Annotated in this window: 4 protein-coding genes and 1 pseudogene; all 5 read right to left on the bottom strand. The window is 68.1% G+C overall.

Features of this window, described 5'->3' with window-relative positions:
• The coding region (locus tag BV908_RS21960) for a TrbG/VirB9 family P-type conjugative transfer protein (RefSeq protein ID WP_172751431.1) at nucleotides 1-482 on the bottom strand (482 nt) is incomplete at its 3' end.
• The gene (trbF, locus tag BV908_RS21955; RefSeq protein WP_103739203.1) at nucleotides 479-1,183 is read right to left on the bottom strand and encodes a conjugal transfer protein TrbF; all 705 of its coding nucleotides are present in this window, start codon (nucleotides 1,181-1,183) and stop codon (nucleotides 479-481) included. The genes BV908_RS21960 and trbF, both read right to left, overlap by 4 nt.
• A gap of 24 nt (nucleotides 1,184-1,207) precedes the next feature.
• A complete protein-coding gene (gene trbL, locus BV908_RS21950; RefSeq protein ID WP_103739202.1) occupies nucleotides 1,208-2,587 on the bottom strand; it encodes a P-type conjugative transfer protein TrbL in 1,380 nt (459 codons plus the stop codon).
• Complete coding sequence (locus tag BV908_RS21945; protein WP_016851776.1) at nucleotides 2,584-2,904, bottom strand: hypothetical protein; 321 nt, start codon at nucleotides 2,902-2,904, stop codon at nucleotides 2,584-2,586. The genes trbL and BV908_RS21945 overlap by 4 nt, the downstream gene beginning before the upstream one ends.
• A gap of 12 nt (nucleotides 2,905-2,916) precedes the next feature.
• Nucleotides 2,917-3,233 (bottom strand): annotated as a pseudogene (locus BV908_RS21940) (P-type conjugative transfer protein TrbJ); the annotation flags it as partial.

The raw sequence follows: 3,233 nt of genomic DNA, 5'->3' as shown, positions 1-3,233 counted from the left end.
CCGCTGCCGCTGGACGTGTCGCCCACGATCCAGCGCACGGTATCGCCGGCGGCCACCGTCACCAGTTCCTCGCCCGGCTGGAGCGAAATCACGGTCACGCGGCCCACGGCCGCATAGACCTGATAGAGCGCGCCATCGGTGAAGGGCCACACCTGAATCGCGTTGACGTAGCCCTCGCGCGTGGGCGCGACGCGGGCCTCGGCGTTGGCGCGCGAGACACGCACCTTCTCGTCGGCCGGTTCCGGCGTAGGTTTGGCGTCTTCGGCCTCGGGCACCGGCATCAACTGCGCCGGCATCGGCAGCACCTCGGGCACGGCCACCACCTCCACCGGCGCGGGCGGTTCGGGCAGCGGCTGGGCCTGCACCGGCTCATCGAGCGAGATGGTCGGCGGCGGCTTGCCTTGCGTGGCGCAGCCCGTGAACAAGACAGTCGAAGCCAGCAGGATCACCGGCAAGGCGGATTTACGGAAAAGTGCATTCATGGTTTGGCTCCTTCGGAAGAATCCAGCTCGCGGCTCCACGACAAGCCGTTGACGTAGATGCCCAGGGGGTTCTTGCGCAGGCGTTCTTCGGTGCGCGGCGGCTGGAGCACGATGGACACCACGGCCGTCCACCTCTCCAGGCCCGCCGCGGCGCCGTTGACGTAGCGGCGTTCCGTCCAGCGCACGTTGAAAGACGTATCGCTGGCGCGCACGACGCTGGTGATCTGCACCGTCACCGACTCCTTGCCGATGCGCGCGAACGGATCGTTCACACGCGCGTAGTCGTTGAGCACGGCTGCACCCTTGTCTGTGGTGTGGTCGTAGGCGTCCAGCCAGTTCTGCCGCACCACGATCGGGTCGATGGACAGCGACCGAACCAGCGTGACAAAGCGCGCGATGTGGTGCGCCGTCTGCGCATCGCTGGGCCGGTACGGCGTGGCGGCTTCGCCCACGGCGCGCACTTGGCCCGCGTTGTCCACCTCTACGACGTAGGGCGTCACGAAGGACTGCGCCGAGCGCCACACCAGGCCGCCGGCCATCAACAGCGCGAGCGTGAGGCAGCCGAAGGCCATCAGCCGCCAGTTCTTCGCCTGCACGCGCGGCGTTCCGATACGGTCGTCCCACACCTGGCCGGCAGCTTGGTACGGCGTGGCAGGCTGCGGCGTGTCGGCGTAGCGCACCTGCGGTTTTCTGAATCGCATGGTCAGTTCTCCTTGTGAATCGCTTTAGTCGTCGGAGCCGCGCAGGCTCGGGCCTTGCCCCGAGCCGCCACCGTCGCCGCCGCGCAGCGTGTGCGCGGCGGTGGTCGCGGCGTGGGTGAGTTGCTGGCGGCGATGCAGCCGCTTGGCCCAGGCGGGTTGTTCCGGCTTCTGTGCAGCGGCGCCGCCTGCGGGGGCTTCTCCTGCGGAGGCTTGGCCGACTGACGCGCCAGTGTCGGCCGTCGAGCCATTCCAGCCAGCACGGAACGGAGCGGCCATCCGCTGCCCGGCAGCGGAAGCACGGGATGCTGCGGCGCGTCCGGCGGATTGCGCGCCGGTCTTGGCGACGTTGCCCAAGCCCGCCATCGCGCCCTTTGCGCCGCCGCCAGCGGCGGCGGAACCGGCCTGAAACGTCGACTTCGCACTGCTGGCCGCCGACGTTGCGGCGCGCGCACCGCTACCGGCCAGCTTTGCGGCAGCCGGGGCCATGCGCGCGCCAGCAGCCACGGCGCCACCCACGCCCGTCGCGGCGGCACCGATGACAACGGCCGTGCCGGCAGCGCCGACAGCAGCACCGGCCATTGCGCCCGCGCCGAGCTGCGGCGCACCGGACACAAGGCCCGTGGCGATGCCGGGGCCAAAGATCCCGAGCGCCAGCAAGGTGAGCGAGGCCAGCATGATGACCAGCGCGTGGTCGATAGACGGCTCGGCAGGATGGACTTGGAACTGAGCGAACAAGCCCGAGCCGATACCGACGATCACAGCCAGTACCAGAACCTTGACGCCGGAGGCCACCACGTTGCCCAAGACCTTTTCGGCGAGGAACGCGGTCTTGTTCCAGAGCGCGAATGGCACCAGCACGAATCCGGCGAGCGTGGTCAGCTTGAACTCGATCAGCGTGATGAACAGTTGGATCGCCAGCACGAAGAAACACAAGACCACGACCAGCCACGCGAGGAACATCACCACGATGGGGTCGAGGTTCACGAACACTTCGGGAAAGCCCGCCATCTCGCCGATCTGCTCCAGAATCGGCGCCCCGGCGTCGATGCCGGTTTTCGCCAGCCGGCCCGGCTGCAAGAAGTTCTCCATCGTGATGGCCGAGCCGGTGGCGGTGATGCCCAATCCCGCAAACGAGCGGAACACGATGCTGGCCAGCCAGTTGAAGTTATTGATGATGTAGGCGAAGGCACCGACGTAGAGCACCTTGCGCAGCAGCTTGGCGATCACGTCCTCGCCCTGGCCGGTGGCATGGCTCATGGCCCAATACAGGCCGGCGATCGTCATGTCGATGACGATCAGCGTGGCAGTGAGGAACGCCACTTCGCCCCGCAGCAGCCCGAAACCCGAGTCGATATAAGCGGCAAAGGTGTTGAGGAACTGGTCGATGATGGTCACGTCATTCATGGCGTGTCCTCCGGTTCGGCGGGAACGGCCGGCGCCATGCCATCGGCCGGTTCCTCGAAGCTCGGCGGGATCGGCGGCAGGTCGCCCAGCGTCTGGTATTCATCCGGCCCGGCCTGGCCGGAGAAGAAGCGCCGCCGGAAGGCTTCGGCGGCGGCACGGCAAGCGTCCTCGCCCGTGGCCTGCCGGTCGGCCGCGCATTGCGCGCGCAATGCCTTCAGCCGCACGGGATCGGCGGCCAGGGCATCGGCAAGGTGGTCGGCCGGCTGCTCGCCGCAAGCGGCGAGCAGCGCGACACACAGGACGAGGACGCATCGCATGGCGGCCTCCCGTCAGTTGCCGTAGAAGTTCACGGACTGCGGCGTGTACGGCGTGCCGTCGCCCAGGAAGCGCCGCCGCACCTCGCGGGCGCGCTCCGTGGCTGCCGCCTGCCGCGCCAGCTCCAGCGACGCCGCCCGGTCTTGCGTGATCTGGAGCCGCTGCGACTGGATCGACTGCTTGGCCTGCAAGGCCAGCAACTGATTCATGGCCTGCATCGCCTGCAACGCACCTTCGGCCGACTGGCTCTTGCCCACAAGATCGGCCAGCACGCTTTCGTCTTCGCCCAGGTTCTGCGACACCTGCGCCTGCATCTGCATGGTGGTCTGCA

The organism is Diaphorobacter sp. LR2014-1, assembly GCF_002916785.1.
In the GTDB taxonomy this organism is placed as follows: Bacteria; Pseudomonadota; Gammaproteobacteria; order Burkholderiales; family Burkholderiaceae_C; genus Diaphorobacter; species Diaphorobacter nitroreducens.
The sequence above is the reverse complement of the archived record's forward strand: the minus strand, read 5'-3'. Positions and strand labels throughout refer to the sequence as shown.

Bases quoted from the DNA above. Each gene is read 5' to 3' on its own strand.
- trbF (WP_103739203.1), bottom strand. From the start codon at position 1,183: ATGCGATTCAGAAAACCGCAGGTGCGCTACGCCGACACGCCGCAGCCT.
- trbL (WP_103739202.1), bottom strand. From the start codon at position 2,587: ATGAATGACGTGACCATCATCGACCAGTTCCTCAACACCTTTGCCGCT.
- BV908_RS21945 (WP_016851776.1), bottom strand. From the start codon at position 2,904: ATGCGATGCGTCCTCGTCCTGTGTGTCGCGCTGCTCGCCGCTTGCGGC.